Here is a 16,879-nt window from a genome sequence, read left to right as displayed (position 1 = left end):
AAGGTGAGAAAATAATGACGGCGAAGCCAACAGAATCTCAGAATATAAGTCAGTGGAAACCAAAGGAGATTCATGGCAAAAAGGGTTCTCCTAGATCCCGTTCCTGGATGTTATTGTTCGCACTTATAATCGTACTTACACTGTTTGGAGGAAGTAAAGTATACGACCGCTATGTCATTTTCAAGCATGAACAAGTAGTCCATTACATGGACGAAGTATACTCCGAGTACCGAGAAGTTAATCTAGCGATGAGTGGGTTTTTAAAGGACCTTTCAGAAAGAAGTAGGGTCATTCCGTCAAGTGAACTTCAAGCATTCAAAAATAAACTAACGAGTGCTCGAATTGTTTTCGATGAAGCTAGAGTGCCAAAATACTTCGAAGAATTTCATGCTGCAGCAAAGGAATCCTTTTTCATCTCCCTGCAGCTACATCAAGCTCTAGAAGTTCATATATCTTCACGTAACAGTCAATACAAAATGATTAATCTACTTATCACCGAACGAAACCACAACATAACTTCAGCCAAGAATTTATTAGAGGACTCGTTTAAACGGTCACAGATGATGTTTGAATACTTGGATGATGAACAATTCCAGTTTTGGTACGTGTCTGATAAATCACTTGAAAAGTCATCATAATTTCTAGCTATAAAAAGTTGCCTTCTATAAACTTTTTGATATACCAACACGTTCTGTTACCCGTGTATTACTAATGTGTTACGGATGTGATACGAACGGAATTAAACTTTGCGGAAACCCAGAAGGAAACGGAAGAAAATAAGAGATTAACTGCATAACATTCACTTTGTAATTGCGTAAGATATAGTAGCAATAATTATAAGTGGTAGAAAAGGTTTCGAAATGACAGTTCACTACCCACCACACACCGTGATTTTTATGGATTGGTAGCAAACTTCACGTTTATAATGCGAAGGAGTGAAAGTAATGAGAAGTTTATTAACTACTGGACAAATGTTAGATAATTTAGAAGTTGGTCAAATTGCCGAAAGAATATTTGAGCCATCAGGAGATTGCTCAGATGCTTATACCAAAGCAAAATTAGATGCTGATGGGGATTTGATGTTTTACGTTAAACATTGGAAAGAATGGTCTCGTGAAAGTTTAACGGGAAGTGTAATTGGGTCAAATTGGACTATTAGTACCGATGCATTGCAAACACATAAAACGCAGCAGAAAGGGGGTTGACATTCAATGATGGCGAAATTTTTGATAGACGGGGATTCAAGACTGGAAATGGTTTCTGATTTTGAAGTTCAAACTATAGATGAAAATGGTGAAATCATAGACACCAGTTGGCATAACGACTCTACTTTTCACAAGGTTTTTGACAAGTTAAGCAAAAAGCATCGAAAAGGGGTGGAAATATCCGTTCTTGATTTCGGAGACGAGTTACGAGCAACCGTGATTGCGACTGCCCCTTCTGTTAAGCATCACTATGCAGTAATAATGGCATAATGTTCAATGAAAACAAGCTAATGCGTCCATTATACACTGCAAAGGAGAGGCGGAAATGACTAGTACAAGTATATATAAAAATACCACTTTTCCCCTACACGTTGTAAATATCAATGGTAGGGGAAAAAAGGGAGCGGGTGTGAATAAATGAAACGAAGTGGCTATCTCACAAGAAAGAAATCCAATGGTGCATTTTATATTTACCTTCGAAGATCATATCGAGAGCGAAATAAGGTAAATCATGAATATATTTTCTCGTTTGGAAAAATGCCGAATGCTTTAGAACAAATGTATTGGTTCCGAGACAATCCTGAAAAGTTCCCAACAGAATTAATCGAAAGACATTTCAATCTAGATGACTTACAAGAGTGGATACTGACTATAGAAACCGGCGTCACATCTACAGGTCGGAACTTTGGAGTTGAAAACCCGAGTTCTTAAGGTGTTCAAGACGCCGCCCCCAATTAGAACAGACACGCCTGAACATGGTTATTTAAGCATGGGCTTTCCCCCGTTTGGTTCTTTTCAAATACCGCTGCCTATGATATGCTAACCTTATATTATTTTACTTTTTCTCTATTCTCACCCACGCGGGAGAGACGTACATTAACCGGTTACTATACGCTTATTTGCATGCGATTGACTAAAAACTCTTTTTTGAGAGTTTTCATGTTTTCAATCCTTTGCAAATGAGCGTATTTTTTTGTGTTCATTTATTGATAGATTGAGAGAGGATGTGTTCGTAATGCGAATTCAAACCGTCTGGCATTGCAGCAAGACGGCAATTTTTAAAGATGATTTGCCAGGTTTTTTAAGAATACAAGAATCAGAACACTGGCGCCTATTGGTGTGTGAGTCAGATGTAGAGTTTTCCGAAATTAAACATCTATACACTCAAATTAAGCGCAATGGATTCACGTGTAGAAGTATCAAACTGTTTTTCGCCGGTTCACTGCCCGATCTTTCTTCTTACGGTTATATTCGTGAAGGTGAGTGGTATGTGTATCCGCATAAACAGATTGAGATCGCGGGAATCCCATACGGAAAAAACGAGTGGTGTCTTTTGATAGAAAAGCGAACAGGTCATGGTGTGCCTATGCACGTCCTCGACTTTGTTCCGGTTTATCAAGAAGATTATCAAACTACGTTATGGGAGGGAATTATTTCATGAGAAATCAACATCAAATCATGACGAGTTCTGCTATTTTAGTAGACGAAATGAACATTATGGGTCAGTTGCACCGCATAGGCGTACAAGGTATCAATCCTTGGAATGCTTTTTACGAGTCACTACAAAGGTACATTGGTTATCCATCTGAGAAACACTTCTATGGTGCGAACGTGCCTGTGCTAACTCATCCAGAACGTCATACAAAGCGTGCGGGATTCTTTCGTGCCTTAGGACGGGATGACATCCTAGTACATGAAGGATTCACTGTTGTCGATCATGGTCGTAACAAATTCATTGAAAAGGGAGTAGACGTTATGCTCGCTATGGATTTGGCCATATTTGCGAAGGATGGGTTCCAAGACATTATCGTGTGTTCCGGAGATGGCGATTTAGTTCCCGCTATTAAACGCGCGCAAATGTATGGAGCACGAGTTCATGTCGTCGTATCAAAGAACATTCCTGCTGCGATGATTACGGAGATAGCCGATGTCGTTATTCGGTTAGAAGATGTTATAAGTTGGATCGAACCACAACACATTTTGTGGCAAGACCGAACTAATACAAACTTTTTTAAGGAGAGTGTTGCCATATGACAACCAACAATAAGCCTACAGCAAATCTACCTCATTACGTATTGAAAAAAGGTAAGGATGATATTTTTCATACGCAACAAGAGATCATCCAGGCAAAAAAGCGTATTCCTGAAGAGTATCATGACTTTTTGGTTTTATTGCCTCAGAATGTGAAGATTAACAAAGTACAATATAAAATTACAGCCGAAGCAGATAAGCTTGGCATGTTTTCCACACAAAACGGGACATATGTTTCTATTGAAAAACCATATATGACTGTTGACGGACGTGTTCGAATGGCAAGAGATGAACACGTAAAGCTAGGTAAACGACTAGATATTCATCCGCCAGTTTTCCAATCAATCGCTGATCGACTACTAGTATCAGTCACTATTGAATCAGAAGTGTTTGGAACATCTACAGGAATTGTCGAAGTTGGTTTTGGTGGCGGCGTCGATGCTTCCAATCCATGTGCGAATGCACAGACTTCTGCTATCGGACGGGCTCTTGGTTTCATGGGCTATGGATTAGTTGGAACGGGTATGCTCTCTTCTGCTGAAGAACAAAATGCAATTCCTGAATCGATTCATCCAGATTCAATTGCTGCCAATGAGCATTTCCAACCCTCTACCTCTAGCAATAAACCAATCTCTTTCCGGGTAGCAATTGTAGGTGACATTCTTTTCAATCAAGACAACAGTTCGACGGTTCCAGTCATGTTGGAGTCGCGAGATACCGTTGAAATGGTCATTCCCATTTTGCATCAAGATTTTGCGAGGTCTTTACCTAATCGTGCTGTCTTGCGAGTGAAAGGATGGCTCAACAATAATGACAATCGATTACGGCTATCAAAAGAGGTACCCGTAATCGAAAATAATCAAGCGGTATAACCGTTTCATTGGAAAGGCGGCACTCTTCGGAGGACTGTCTTTCTTTTTAATTGGCTCGACCACAAAAACTTTTTTTAAGGAGAGAATTACACATGAAAATTGCAAAAATAACTTTAAACAAAATGGCTATCCAGGATATGAAAGCAAATCTACATCAACATGTTTCATCAATCGAAGTCGATTCCGTTAACAATAATTACCGGGTCGTCTTTAAGGATCTTGACATTTCTGGTTACATTCTCTTCCAAAACGATGAGTTCAAAGCGATTCATTACTGTGAAGCCAATGAGAAGGGTGTTTCTTGTAAGCACTTAAACGTCTTTAGTTCCATCATAGACACGATTGGCGAGACGCTTGTTAAGTTTTCGACAAAAGGTTCTATACAGGAAATCGAAACCATCCATGAACAATTAAATGATATTGACTTTACGAATGTGAATTCTCAATTCGGATTGCTCGCACCTATTGAAGAAGTAGACGCGCCTCCTGTCGCCGCCCCTGTTGAACCAGGAGACGCGGCGGCACCTACAACCACGACTGAAATTCGGGACTGTAATGTAGGATGGGGGACTGTTCAAACCTATTTGGACAAGGAAGGATTGCCACCGGCTTTAATACATCGGGTATTAGAACGTCGTGGTGCTATTCATGCCACTGTTTCTTGCTTACCAATGATGATTAAACCGGAACAACCTCACTACCCGTATTCAGGTCCTATGCTTGCACGTGCATTACGCCACGTCCTACTTGGCAAAGACCTGATATTAATTGGAGATAAAGGTACAGGTAAAGACACGCTTATCGCTACTATCGGATGGGTGCTTGGATTGCCGCAAACCATTCACGTGGGGAACAAAGACGAAACAAAAGAATCAATTGTCGGGGAACCTGCTTTTCGGGATGGAGAAAGCACATTTGATTTGAGTCAATTTGCCTCAACCGTTAAAAATGGCGGTCTTGCGAACATGGCTGAAGTCAATATGTTGATGGGAGATGTTACTTCTGTCTACCACTCACTACTAGACGAGAACCGAGTTCTATCAAGCCCTGTCGGTGCGATTAAACGCCATTCCCAATTCTTGATGATAGGTTCCATGAACGTAGGTGCTGGTTATGCAGGAGTTCGCGCTTTAAACGATGCTTTTAAAGATCGTTTTGCCGTTCTTCGTTTACCATCTACATTAGAATTCGTGGAAATGATTCAGAACAAGACGGGTCTACATGATCGCCACGGACTTTTGTTCCTAGAAAAGGTTAAAAAGGCTGTGGACCAACTAATTCAGGAAGAGAGTCAGGGCCATGCAGCATCTACCATCCGTGGATATATAGACGCCGCCCGCTACTTCCTTGAAAACGGCATCACTGCAGAAACAAAACATGAAATCATCGAGGATTATGTATTGAACAAAATCGAAGACCTAGATGAATATATGGCGCTTCGACATATGATCCGGGATTCGGCATGGGGCGACTTCCCGATTTCTGCTGAAGAGGATGAATACCAGAAAGGTGGGTACTGAGATGAGTGTACTCTTAACTCCCCGTAACGAACGTATCAAACAACGAGAAGGCGACCGTTTATTTCGGTCTCTTCGTCGTTTGTTTAAAAAGTCATTCGGTTTCTCTTGGACAAATGATGAAACTTCTTATTTCAATGGGAAGGACATCTTCGTGAAATACGACATGCAGACTGAACACCATCGTACTTTTACGGAACCTGAACTTAGCGCACTTCGCTATGGGCATGGAGTTCATGAAGCAGGACATAGCGAATATGATTTTTTACAGGATTATATCGACTGGCAAAAAGAAATGATTGCTACTTCAAAGGAAGATTATCTGGCTAACGAAAAGTATCCACTTCCTTGGTTGCAATACTTTGGAAATATGGGTCTCGATGGGCGGATGGAACGTTTAATCGTTTTGAAAACACCGAGCCAACAACCTTATCTTGACTTAAACAACTACGAGTGGCGCTTTGGTAAACGATTTGATGGTGTAGGGAAAACTAACTTAGATGATTTCAGAATAGCTTATGCTCACCGCGTACTTGGTATGGAGGATATGGAAGAATGGTTAGAGGATGTTGTTGAATTAGTAAACAGGGTCCAACCCTTAATCGACAAAGTCCGCGTTGCACCTACTACCAAAGCATCCTTAGCATGCGTCACTGAGGTGATTCGTGAAGTTTGGCCAACATTGTTGACATGGATGGATATTGAAGACAGCGAACCCTCTGATACGGATTCCTTTACGTCAGATATGACAAGTGGAACTTGGGCAGAAAGTGCAGAAGAGGCGGCGGAACATGGCCGAACTGTGCTAGAACGATATGAACCATCATCCGTTAACGAACAAGAAAATGAGGGGCCAGCTAAATCTAATGGAAGAGAAGCTAAACAAGCAGCTATGTTACGGCAGCTAGCAAAAAGTCTTGAAAAGGACGAGGCTGAGGTTGAACAGGAAATAGCTGAAGAAACTCCTTCGAAAATAACCGTGACTTTCATAGGGGAAAGAGGAGACTTGAGCGCCACTGTCAATGAGCTACCGATCGTGGAACCTAGTCTTGAAACCTATAGAGATTCACTCTCGAAAGTCCAACGGTATATTAAACCCGTTGCTAAAGAGCTCAAGGCGTTGTTAGAAGCTGTTCCTGAACAAGCAAGACGTAATATAAGAAGTGGTCGTTTCATGGCTGGACATGCATGGAGAGCCATTCACTGTGAAGACTCACATGTGTTCAGCAAGCAACTTAAAGGAACTCCAAAAGAAGATGCCTTTATTGGTTGTATGACGGATATTAGCGGTTCCACTGATAATTACTTATCGAACGGCGTGCCGATATACGAAGAAATGCGTAAAGGTCTTGCTTTGCTACTAGAGGCTTCAGAGATAGCAGGCATTCCTACTGAAGCTTATGCTTTCACAGAGTATGACGAAACTATGGTCTTTCGATTGAAACCTACAGACGCCGCCTTATCTGATACACATAGACGTGCGATTGGTGGGATTGAAGCGATTGCGGGTAATAGGGACACTGTAGCCCTCAAATACCTTCTTGACCGTACACAGTTACGTACTGAAGGGATCCGCTTGGCAATTATGTTATCTGACGGTATGCCGATTTTCGAAAATAATGAAAGTCCTGAAACGATCACCTACATGGTAAAAGAGGCGGAGAAGTCAGGTATTGACGTTTTATGCTTATTTATAGGCGATCACGACACTTACACAGTTGACATGGTTAAGAAGATGTATCCTGGTCGTGTAATTGCTGCTAATAAAGGCATTACAAAGGAATTGCAAAAACACGTTAAACGGATAATTCGTCAACGACGATAAGTATTCCAATGGACTTGGCGCAGTATTCAAATTGAAACTCAGCTGTCTAAATAATATTAAACTGAACCAACGCTGCTAGTCAGTGTTGGTTTTATCGCGTAAAGCGAATAAGAAAGGTAGGAGACTATGAAAAATCATATTATTTTCTTTAGTGGTGGGAAGGCAAGCTTTACTGTCGCACACCACGTTAAAGAACGTTTTCCGAATGACAATATCCTTCTCTATTTTACAGATACTCAGTGGGAGGATGATGATCTCTATCGGTTCATATACCAAGCAGCGGATCGATTAGAGTTACCTATGCTCACACACGCAACTGGACTAAATCCTCTAGAATTGATGTTTGAAAAGAAACTTGTATTCAATAGTCGGATTGGGGATTGCTCTAAGCTCTTGAAAATGAAAGTGGCGGCAGACTTTTTGAAAAGGGGCAAGAAACCCTTAATTGAAAAATGGAGAAATAAAGAACGTTTGAAATCCGATGACTTTATCCAGGGAGCTACACTTTATTTCGGAATAGGTTTTGATGAAATGCATCGCGAGAAGGCAATTCGGAAAAACTGGAGGCCGTTTGATGTAGAAATGCCACTAATCAATGAGTATGTGGAACATAACGAAGTGTTAGCGAAATACAATCTACGTCAACCGCGACTATATGACATGCACTTCACTCATAATAATTGTATGGGGCGTTGTGTTAAGGCGGGGCAGGCGCATTTCAAAAACTTAAAAGAACAAATGCCTGACGAATTCAAAAAACTATTGAAACAAGAACACCATTTAAAGGTTTGTGTGGACTCGTACCGGTACATTAAAGCGATTCCAGACAATGAAATCTGTGAGTCGGAACGCGAATACTTATACCAAGAAATCGATGACGCTTACCGCGATTACTTTTATGGCCGAATGGATAAACCAAAAATGTATATACCACCAGCGGCAACTGCTTCACCCGAAAACGTTAAATTCACAACGTACAGTTTCATGAAGAAATCTATCAAGGGGATACCTAAACCATATCCATTAAGTCGTTTTGACAAAGAACTCCTGGAAGATGAAAAGCAATTAGACATTTTTGATTTCGGCGGATGTGGATGTTTCGTGGAATACGAACAAGATAGCATCAATTAAATAGCATTTGAGTAAAATATTGCAAACTATTTCAGTTTAGCATTGCTTTTTTTATAAAACTGTTATACAATCACTTTACAACTTAATCGGTCGTTATAAATGCGAATTTATGATGCCAAATGATAGAAAAGCTTCTCTTTTTACTAAGGGGAGCTTTTTGCTTTCTAGGAATAGAATGTACGTTCTATTGACAATACACGTTTATTTCGTAATAATGAACTCATAGTTTTAAACCCGATTAATAAAAAAAACGACTCTATCTCCGGAAGCACCGGGCATAAGATTAATTTCTTATGCCCATTTTTTGTTTTATTATATCGAATGGTGACCGGTGGTATTCAGAAATAACTTCCAGATAGTCTACAACTATGATAAACTATAAACAATCATTTGGCAGTTCTTAACGGGATAGTTATATCCATTTAAGAATGCATATAAATCCGCATTTTTTTGTTGTCCATTTTTCAAATGCGATTACCAAATGCAAAGAAAAAACCGATCGCTGGGGAGCGACCGGTGTGATTAAAAGAATAAGTCTTCCGAAACGACAAATTTGGGAGGACGGTGTGATTAACAGCTACCAACTGTTAAGCACGAGCAATGCTGTCAGGTGTTGTGAATTGAATTCAAAGATAACTTCGGATTCAAAATCAAAATCAAACTCATAAACAAAAAGTCTCTGTACGCCTTTTCTAAAAAAAGGAAACGTATTGGAGGCCCCTTAAATGCGGCCGCTTTTCTTTAATTACATATAAGTATACCCACTTCTTTTCATTTTGACAATGGCAATCGAACTATTTTACTTAACTTATATTAGAAGATGACAGGAAGGAGGTGCATTCCCGTGAGTAAATTGAATGGCGTGAAGTTTTTCCAACAAGAATTGAATTTTTTAGATTTATATAATCGCGAATATAGCGGAGAGTTGCGCCTTACTGCATCTTCTTTAGCAACATTTATATTATTCCACTTTTATTGTGATGAATTTGGAAGGATTCGTGAAGATGAACTTGTATTGAAACACATGTCCAACAAATATCAGCTACCGTATTGTTCAATACATAAAGGCTACCATCATTTATTTGACATGGGGCTTCTTCAGCGCAATGTCCAAAATGGCAAGGCCTACATAACCATTACTAAGTACGCAAATAACAATACTCCCGACCAAGAAGGCAAGATGAACTACTTTATCATTCCGCACCACTTGCTCCAGTCCGGTGTCTTAAATGACTTTATCCGTGCCCGTGACGTATCCGGAGTATTGGGCTTGTTACATGTATTGAATTCGTTATCCCGTGAACATACACGTCGTAATAAACAAAGTATTCCATTGAAAGTGGAAACGTTGCTTAGAAAAATGGGTAAAACAACACGGAATATTACGGACTGGATGAATCGCCTAATCTTACTAATCAAATCAACTGAAGAGAAGAAGGCGGCACATCGATTTTTAAAAGACAAGATGTTCTCTTTTACATTTGTGGATGAATGCTACGATCATACTGAATATGACCAGCAGAAAGCCGTACTACGTGCAACTCTTCGGAAAGAATTACAAGCAACACTTACTTCTTTACCGGTTCCATATACGGGCGGCGATGTGCGTGATGCATTCCGTTCCTTACAACAAGATTGTCTGGATACATTCTATCCAATGACGAATATTGCTGGCGAAGGATTACGAGAATTACGATTATTGATACATGAGACTATCCATAAGACCGTCTATGTCTTAAAGAATCGAGAAGGCGAAAAAATTGGTAACTTCGGTGGATTCTTCCGCACAATCATTCGTCCAATCTTAAAAACACAATACGAAGAACTACATACGAACTTTAAAGTCGAGTTAAAAAAAGAAGCTCTTCTAACGAAGATTCCACTTCCAGCGTTTTTAAATGCTGAACAAACCCTTGCGTAAACTGTTAAATCGCAAGGGTTATTCCCTATGCACTTAAAATCAACCGACAATTAATAAATCTTGTTCAGGATCCTTTTTAGGGTTACTGAACTTTTTTTTGCTCTTTTTTAACTCTTACTTCATAAAAAAACGCTGTTACCCATATATAGGGATTGTTTTCAGGATGTTAATAAAAATTAAAATCGTTTTACGGTTGTTAGTAAATCTTTTGCTGTATGTGCATATGAGGATAATTTTAATAGGACCTGTTTAAACATATGTACAATTTATTTAGAACCTTTTTGACAAACCGCCTATCCCAATAACCCCAATGCTTTGTAGCGCATATAGACAGGCTCCCTATCTTTTAGTGTTCTTTCTATACCTATTATTGAGTTGTATTCTATTTCCCACTACCGACTTTGTTTTTCTACAATAGGTTGGTCTTGAAGATAGAGTCTATATAAATTTTTCAGTATTAATAGCTTATAAGAAACAAATGACAAATTATATTCATTACCGTATACTGTACATATACCTTTTTAACCTTTTTATTATTCCACCCACGCGGGAGGAACGTTTTTATTTTTTTTAAAACGCTCATCTGAGTGAACGAACTTTCCTTTTATGAGGATGGCATCGTTTATTGAGATGGGTGTTTTTTTGTATATGCCCATTTTTAATAAACTTTTTTAAGGAGGTCGTGGTTTAATGTCGCGAATTAGTCAGGAAACCATCGAACAAGTAAAGGCTGTACCAATTTTAGAGTTAGCGGAGGCACTAGGAGATCAACCAAGACGAGCTGGTAAACAATACAACGTCTGTTGTCCCAACCCTCAGCATAACGAGAGTACGCCTGATACTTTTATCGAACCCAACAAAAACATATTCAAATGTTTTGGTGGAGGTGGATGCGGTGCAGGAGGAAATAATTCTATTTCTTATTTTGCATGGCATGAATTTGGTGAATATGAGCCCAAACAACATTTTTTGAAGAGTATTAGAGGTATTGCCGAGCTTATGGGAATCCCAATCAAGACAGAAGACGGTAAAATACTCAAGCCTGGTAATGAGGAGTACAAACCCCGTAAAACAGGAAATAGGTTTGTCGAACTTCCTGTTCAGTCTGCTGAAATAGTCGATCAGGTTTACAGGGTATTTCTATCCCTTTGCCCAATCCACAATCAACATCAACATGAATGGACACATGAACGTAAATATTCCCAAGAAGATATCCAGACGCTTATGCTACGGTCTGTACCTTCTCAGCTAGAATGGGTCAAGATTTACGAACAAATGAGCAGCAAAGGGTTCCCGTTTGAACGGATTCCTGGATTTAGTCAAATCTTTATCCCAGAGCACATGACTCATGTATTTCCAGACAGTCTAGTTGAGGTAGATGAAGAGAGGAAAGGCGTATGGGTTTATATGCCAAGCGCCGCCGCCGGTTACTTCATTCCAGTACGCGATGAATACGGACGAATCATTAGACTTCGCATCCGGAAAGATGATGGTAATCCTAAGTATGTTTGGTTTTCATCCCAGCACAACTTAGAAACCGAAGAACAACCGAGACGATGGAGGAAAAATGGTGTGAGCAGTGGTGCACCATTAAATGTCGTTGTTCCTACTTCCTTTATGAAGACTTGGCAGCCTGGCACATGCTTACCAGAAGTGTTTCGCGTTAGCACTTTGTTAGCGACGGAAGGTGAGCACAAATCGAATATCAGCGCTAATATCCTTGAAATTCCGGTATTTGGTGCACCTGGTGTAGGTAATTTCCGAGATATGCTTCCATTGATTAAAGAATGGGGAGTGGAGAAGTTCATCATTGCGTATGATATGGATTCACTACAACGTATTGATGATTCCGCCAAATCCGCAAAAAAACAACAGTCTCTTTTTGAAACGCTGAAAGAGTTTGCTGCACAAGTGCTCCAGTTAGGCATTGATGTTTATTTGTGGACGTGGAACTTGAATGATGGAAAAGGACTCGATGATTTGTTGCTTGCAAATAAACTGCCGTTTGAAGTGAACCTGAGAACAGGTGAACGGAAACTGGTAGACTTAAATGCATTACAACGGATGTAGGAGGAGTTTACGATGCAAAAATATATAGCAGTTGGCAGATTGACCAGAGAACCGGTACTAACATATACGGGATCTGGAATAGCAAAATGTACATTTGTCATTGCGGTTGACTCACGAAAAGGGAGTTTCAAGAAAACCGATTTTATCCCATGTGTGGCTTGGCGTGGTCTAGCGGAAGTAATTTCGAATTTTACTTCCAAGGGTCAACGAGTCGGCATTGAAGGCTTATGGCGTTCGCACACATTTGAAAAAAACGGCGAAAAACAAGTGCGCTTTGAAGTAGAAGTTGATGATTGTGAATTCTATGATTCGCCGCTGCAGAACTAGTAGACCTTTGTAATAGAGACGCAGTATTTCTGCTCTCTCAAAACTTTTTTAAGGAGGATTATTAATCATGAAAATGAAAATACAAAAAACAACACTTCAGGCGGTATTCAGCGAAATATCACGATTCCGAGGTAAGGGGATCATGCAACACATCCATTTGTCTGTAAGCGAAAAAGATGGATTGACGTTCCGAGCCACTGACGGTGAAGTGACGTATGTTAAGAAAGTCGCTCTGTCAAATGGAGAGGATGTCATCGTTGAAATTATAACGCCAGGAGAATTGCTGTTACCCCCAAAATTAGAGGAGGTAACGAGAAAACTTTCCAGTGGAATGATGTCTGTCACGCTACTCGATACGAATCAGATCGAAGTGAAGCAAGGCAAAACATCTGCGAAAATAAATGGAGTCGATGGAGAACTTCCGGGTATTCCAGAGCATGTAAAAGGGGATGGCATTACGTTAACGACAGAGGTGTTAACTATGCTGGTTACTCAAACTGCTTTTTCAGCATCGGATAAAGATGGACGTCCGATTCTAAAAGCCGTTAATATGCAAAGTGATGAAACGAGCTTCAGAGTAACTTCGACAGATTCACATAGGTTAAGCCAAAAAACTATACCAAAACCTTTAAAACTTCCGACGTTAAATATTCCGGCAAAACGCCTGGCTGAAGTTGTGAATACTTTGGAGGAGAAACAGCAGCTATCGTTGATCCCAGCAGGTAATCATATACTTATCCAAACGAGTGACCGTGAAGTATACATTCGACAATTAGAAGGTGAATATCCAAACACCTCACGATTGATTCAATGCAATGCCTCGTTGAAGGTCAAAGTAAATCGCCAGGAGCTCCTAGCATCCATTAACAGGTCCTTAACCTTTGCTAAGGATGAACAATATCGATCCATCACGTTAGAGCCGCAAGAGAGTGCATTACGCATTTATAGCGCATCTGATGAATCCGGCTCGATAGAAGAAACACTTGAAGCTGCTATTGATGGAGAACCTGTAAAGTTCACTATTAATGCCCTTTTTGTAAGCGATGCTTTGAAGGCTTTTACTACAGAAGAAGTAACGCTGCATATTCAGAGCAATGAGAAACCGATCTTTATCTTCAGTGAAAAAGATCCAACGCTGACGCAATTGGTGCTTCCAATACGTACAGCTTAATTAGTTAAAAAAGGACTTTCCCTAATACTGGGATTGTCCTTTTTTATTTAATCCAATCATTATATTGGACCAAAAACCTTATTTAGAAAGAGGAATGTCTTATGTCATTTATTCAACTTACATCCGCATGTGTATATTGTGGCGGCGTTGTAACCGAATCACATATTGAAAGCACAAGAGAAACAATTATGTCATGCCTGCATTGTGGGTACCAACTATCACTCTCTGGGTATTCAAGCCAGGGACTTATACGCAAAGAACGTGGGGGGTATGGAACTTATCATATCCATTACAAAAACGGGACACATTCATACGGTCGCTTTCAGACACCTATCACCGGGCGTGAAGTAGAACGTTTCATCCATTTCCTTAACTTTGATCCATCAATCGAAGCAGCGGCTTGTTCCTTAGTTCGATTTGATAAAGGAAAGTTACATGCACTGGTTGGTACTGTGCCGCCTCTTTATGAAAAAAAGAGCGATGAATCCATTAGAGTTGGGGGTAATCAATATGCGTGAGTTCGGATGGAATCGCAGCACATGTCTGTTAATCGATAGCGACTCTTATAATCTATGGGGGAATTGGACTGACATCATTGATAAAGGTGTCTTTATGGAAGGCGACGCTGCCCCTTATGCGCCTATATCAACTAGCGGGAAACAATCGGTTTTTAAAACATTGCAAGATTGCTTTGATACAGCTGCAAGAGAAGGGCACCGTTCGCATGATCTAATCGACTGGATTGGATATGCAATCGGAATTGCATGGTGCAGCAAAGCTCCCAAATACTCAACTAGAATTGAAGCGCATTTGGAGGAACACTTTCCATGGGAGGATTTGATTAGAAACCCATCGGATTATCTCAGTCGTTTTCTTGCGGAAAACGGATCGTCTGGACACTTATCTTATTACCCAACACCTTTGAGCATATCGATGGCGATGGGAATGATGATGGATCCAAATTGGACGGATTCTGTTCTGGAACCATGCATTGGTCCAGGAAGTATTATCCTGCCGTTAAAGTCTTTAAACATGGTAGGAATGGACTTGAGCTTGCTGATGGTTAAGGCGGCGTGCATCCATTCGTTTTTCTATAAACCACAGCTTTTGTTTACGCCAGCGCCTATCCTGGGGATTCATGTTCACCCAGAAGAGCAGCGGGTCCATCAATATTTTGAATTTAAAACGGATACGCGAATCTATTGTGGAAATTCACTCCTTGGAGAATTTCAAGCTCCCCGTAAAATTTTCGAGCAGGATAGCGTATTTGAAGATATTTATCTTCACCCAGTACGTGAACGGCATAAAGAAGTGTATAAGTATCAAGAAGAATTGAAAAAGGAATGGTCAACTATGCCGAAAGCTTTACGATTTAAGATCGTTCAAGCAATGGCAAGAGAACACTCCTTTGATGTGGTCTTATCGAATCCACCGTTTAGCATGAAGTTATCCAAATTTGAACAAGAAACGTTAGCGGAAATTGAAAAAGATAATATTGCTTTTTCTTCCGAATTAAAAGGTGCTAGAGCAAATGATGTTAGAACATATGAATTGACCCAATTAGCATTATTTTAAATTCTTTTTAGGACTACAAAACGAAGATTATATAAATTCCTTAAAACCCCTTGATGATTTTGAATTGTCGGGGGGGTTATTCTTTAGGCTCTGTAAAAATTTAATGTTGTTTTTCTGTAATGTCCGCTTAATGTCCTTCAAGCATAAATAATTTGATGTTATAGTTGCTTCATTGAGTTAAGGGGGATTTATGTGATGTATCATTTTACCGAACAAGAATTATTGGTGAATAACTTAAGAGAAAACGGAAAAACTTTTAATGCTATAAGTGAATTTATCGATGTAAGTCGGAGTAGGCCAAGACAAATTTATGTGAAATACAAGCAAAAAGAAAAGTACAACTCTATATTAGAGGACTTTTTAAAAGATGAAAGCATCGAATTTATATCTTTAAAATATAAGTATCCTATTACAACAGTTGAAAGCTTGATTGATACATTCAACAAAAAAGAAAACTATACTTCTCTAATTCGAAGTTTTAAAAGTGGTGAAAGTATGGAATTCATTGCAAGAAAGAATGGATATACGGTTGAGAAAGTTAGATATTTAATTAAGAAATTCGAAAAACACATGAAGAAGCAATACTAATCAATAGAGGAAAGGGAGTTATTTTACACAATAGAACGTAATCACATATCTAACTTTTATCGATAAATACGGTGTATAAAGTGAAGATAGGAAATTCTGATATTATGTAGGCTGATCGATTCGTGATATAATACAGTATACTTTATTTATTTTTGATCTCACCCACGCGGGAGAGAGTTTTCACCAATGTGTACCATCATGCGCTTATTCATTTGCGAACAAATGACCTTTTCTTTAGGGAGGGTTCATCTTTTGTTTGTTAATGAATAGGCGTATTTTTTATGCTTATTTACTTTAACGAAAGGAGGAAGCAGTACCTGTTAATTAACGGAGTATCAGTATCAGCAAATTCGTATCCTATCTCTTGTGTCGGAGAAAATGCAAGACGCACAGCGAAATAAGGATAACAAAACTTTTTTAAGGAGAGATTTAAATGAGTCAAGAAATTTTACCCTTTGAGGAGGAACCACTAATGCATGCAATTATGCAACGTATGAAAAGGCGACATGAACATGTAACAATGTCTGTCGTAAAACGTGTTCCTGTTCCTGTTCCCGTTACACAACACTGTGTAAATGGCTTAGAACATTTAAAAGTGTTTCCCATTGATGCTGAAAAAAAATGAATGGATTGACATAACTCGCCA

The 16,879-nt window shown here is 39.6% G+C and carries 18 protein-coding genes; all 18 read left to right on the top strand.

All coding sequences use genetic code 11. The features are described 5' to 3' along the window. Positions 1 to 14: 14 nt before the first annotated feature. The 18 genes from I2484_RS12990 to I2484_RS12905 all read left to right on the top strand — a co-directional run bounded on the left by I2484_RS12990 (position 15) and on the right by I2484_RS12905 (position 16,858). On the top strand, positions 15 to 638 hold the full coding sequence (locus I2484_RS12990; RefSeq protein ID WP_207151465.1) for a hypothetical protein: 624 nt from the start codon (positions 15 to 17) through the stop codon (positions 636 to 638). Positions 639 to 944: 306 nt separating this feature from the next. After that, entirely contained in the window at positions 945 to 1,205 is a 261-nt protein-coding gene (locus I2484_RS12985) for a hypothetical protein (RefSeq protein WP_207151464.1), read from the top strand. Positions 1,206 to 1,211: 6 nt separating this feature from the next. Further along, on the top strand, positions 1,212 to 1,475 hold the full coding sequence (locus I2484_RS12980; protein ID WP_207151463.1) for a hypothetical protein: 264 nt from the start codon (positions 1,212 to 1,214) through the stop codon (positions 1,473 to 1,475). A gap of 147 nt (positions 1,476 to 1,622) precedes the next feature. Continuing rightward, positions 1,623 to 1,916: a hypothetical protein gene (locus tag I2484_RS12975; RefSeq protein WP_207151462.1), complete on the top strand. Its 294-nt coding sequence runs from the start codon at positions 1,623 to 1,625 to the stop codon at positions 1,914 to 1,916. A gap of 304 nt (positions 1,917 to 2,220) precedes the next feature. Continuing rightward, on the top strand, positions 2,221 to 2,646 hold the full coding sequence (locus I2484_RS12970; protein WP_207151461.1) for a hypothetical protein: 426 nt from the start codon (positions 2,221 to 2,223) through the stop codon (positions 2,644 to 2,646). Further along, positions 2,643 to 3,239 (top strand): NYN domain-containing protein, encoded by a 597-nt coding sequence (locus I2484_RS12965; protein WP_255550386.1) that lies wholly within the window; start codon positions 2,643 to 2,645, stop codon positions 3,237 to 3,239. Before I2484_RS12970 ends, I2484_RS12965 begins: the two co-directional genes overlap by 4 nt. Then, positions 3,236 to 4,108 (top strand): hypothetical protein, encoded by an 873-nt coding sequence (locus tag I2484_RS12960; protein ID WP_207151460.1) that lies wholly within the window; start codon positions 3,236 to 3,238, stop codon positions 4,106 to 4,108. The genes I2484_RS12965 and I2484_RS12960 overlap by 4 nt, the downstream gene beginning before the upstream one ends. 92 nt (positions 4,109 to 4,200) lie before the next feature. Beyond that, entirely contained in the window at positions 4,201 to 5,628 is a 1,428-nt protein-coding gene (locus I2484_RS12955) for an AAA family ATPase (RefSeq protein WP_207151459.1), read from the top strand. Between the two features lies 1 nt (position 5,629). Then, entirely contained in the window at positions 5,630 to 7,450 is a 1,821-nt protein-coding gene (locus I2484_RS12950) for a vWA domain-containing protein (RefSeq protein ID WP_207151458.1), read from the top strand. A 126-nt stretch (positions 7,451 to 7,576) separates the two neighbouring features. Then, the gene (locus tag I2484_RS12945) at positions 7,577 to 8,581 is read left to right on the top strand and encodes a hypothetical protein (protein WP_207151457.1); all 1,005 of its coding nucleotides are present in this window, start codon (positions 7,577 to 7,579) and stop codon (positions 8,579 to 8,581) included. An 844-nt stretch (positions 8,582 to 9,425) separates the two neighbouring features. Next, positions 9,426 to 10,502 (top strand): hypothetical protein, encoded by a 1,077-nt coding sequence (locus I2484_RS12940; protein ID WP_207151456.1) that lies wholly within the window; start codon positions 9,426 to 9,428, stop codon positions 10,500 to 10,502. A gap of 690 nt (positions 10,503 to 11,192) precedes the next feature. Next, positions 11,193 to 12,572 carry a CHC2 zinc finger domain-containing protein gene (locus tag I2484_RS12935; RefSeq protein WP_207151455.1) on the top strand — a complete coding sequence of 460 codons (1,380 nt, stop codon included), beginning with the start codon at positions 11,193 to 11,195 and terminating at the stop codon, positions 12,570 to 12,572. Between the two features lie 12 nt (positions 12,573 to 12,584). Continuing rightward, entirely contained in the window at positions 12,585 to 12,899 is a 315-nt protein-coding gene (locus I2484_RS12930) for a single-stranded DNA-binding protein (protein ID WP_207151454.1), read from the top strand. A gap of 67 nt (positions 12,900 to 12,966) precedes the next feature. Next, a complete protein-coding gene (dnaN, locus tag I2484_RS12925) occupies positions 12,967 to 14,070 on the top strand; it encodes a DNA polymerase III subunit beta (protein ID WP_207151453.1) in 1,104 nt (367 codons plus the stop codon). A 101-nt stretch (positions 14,071 to 14,171) separates the two neighbouring features. Continuing rightward, positions 14,172 to 14,588, top strand: coding sequence for a hypothetical protein (locus tag I2484_RS12920; protein ID WP_207151452.1), 417 nt, complete (start codon positions 14,172 to 14,174; stop codon positions 14,586 to 14,588). Next, on the top strand, positions 14,581 to 15,645 hold the full coding sequence (locus I2484_RS12915; RefSeq protein WP_207151451.1) for a hypothetical protein: 1,065 nt from the start codon (positions 14,581 to 14,583) through the stop codon (positions 15,643 to 15,645). The genes I2484_RS12920 and I2484_RS12915 overlap by 8 nt, the downstream gene beginning before the upstream one ends. A 192-nt stretch (positions 15,646 to 15,837) precedes the next feature. Then, entirely contained in the window at positions 15,838 to 16,233 is a 396-nt protein-coding gene (locus I2484_RS12910) for a hypothetical protein (RefSeq protein WP_207151450.1), read from the top strand. 433 nt (positions 16,234 to 16,666) lie between these two features. Beyond that, complete coding sequence (locus I2484_RS12905) at positions 16,667 to 16,858, top strand: hypothetical protein (RefSeq protein WP_207151449.1); 192 nt, start codon at positions 16,667 to 16,669, stop codon at positions 16,856 to 16,858. The last annotated feature ends 21 nt before the right edge of the window (positions 16,859 to 16,879 follow it).

Origin of the sequence: Sporosarcina sp. E16_8 (assembly GCF_017347095.1) — a bacterium.
Taxonomy (GTDB): domain Bacteria; phylum Bacillota; class Bacilli; order Bacillales_A; family Planococcaceae; genus Sporosarcina.
This window is presented reverse-complemented; position numbering and strand designations above follow the sequence as displayed.